Genomic DNA, 1,011 nt, shown 5'->3' on the forward strand with positions numbered 1-1,011 from the left:
TTGGTGCTAGAATATAAATAGTACAAGTCAAAATGAGAATTCCTTATAAGAAAAATCATGGTACAATGTAAGTATCGCACTGAAGGAGGATCTCATTATGGCAAAGCACTATGACAAACAATTTAAGCTGGACGCAGTCCAGTACTATCACGACCATAGAAACTTAGGACTACAAGGTTGTGCTACGAACTTAGGAATCAGTCAGCAGACATTATCACGTTGGCAGAAAGAGCTGCGTGAAACAGGTGATATTGAAAGCCGTGGTTCCGGCAACTATGCTTCTGATGAAGCCAAAGAAATCGCACGATTGAAACGAGAATTACGAGATGCACAGGATGCCCTTGAAGTATTAAAAAAAGCAATCAACATTCTGGGAAAATGACAGAAGCCATTTATCTCGAAGTTACAGAGATGGCAGAAACTGCCCATAAGGCAAAACGCCGAGTTTCTGTCTCCGGAATGTTGAAATATCTTGGCGTTTCTCGTTCTGGTTATCACGCATGGCTAAAACGTGTTCCTTCTAATACAGAAAAAAGACGTGAAGCCGTAAAAACTAAAATTCAGGATATTTATGATGAATCAAAACAGAACTATGGTGCCCCTAAAATTACTAAGGAATTGCGCAAAGCAGGAGAAATCATCTCCGAACGTACCGTTGGTAAGTATATGAAGCAAATGGGCATCAAAGCCCAGTGGGTCAAACCATGGACCATCACAACCAAAGATTCTGACTTCAGCAGCGAATTGAAAAATATCCTTGATGAACAGTTTAATCCAGAACGTCCAAATGCTGTTTGGTGTTCTGATATTACTTATATCTGGACGATAGACGGATTTGTTTATCTAACCAGTATTATGGACTTATATTCCAGAAAAATCATTGCCTGGACGCTTTCTAAAACATTGGAAGTATCCTGCGTGATTGAAACAATAAATAAAGCAAAAGCAAGACGCGATATTGATGAGCCTTTAATTCTGCATTCAGACCGTGGGAGTCAGTATGTCTCAAAA

General features: G+C 39.6%; 2 protein-coding genes. Both read left to right on the top strand.

Annotation, left to right across the window (positions count from 1 at the left end):
• The first annotated feature begins 97 nt into the window (after window positions 1-97).
• Window positions 98-382, top strand: a complete 285-nt coding sequence (locus tag ACTQXY_RS15475) for a transposase (protein ID WP_004614360.1) — start codon at window positions 98-100, stop codon at window positions 380-382.
• Window positions 383-411: 29 nt separating this feature from the next.
• The coding region (locus ACTQXY_RS15480) for an IS3 family transposase (protein WP_441660210.1) at window positions 412-1,011 on the top strand (600 nt) is incomplete at its 3' end.

Origin of the sequence: Faecalimonas sp. LCP19S3_D12, from assembly GCF_052121495.1 — a bacterium.
Taxonomy (GTDB): Bacteria; Bacillota; Clostridia; order Lachnospirales; family Lachnospiraceae; genus Faecalimonas.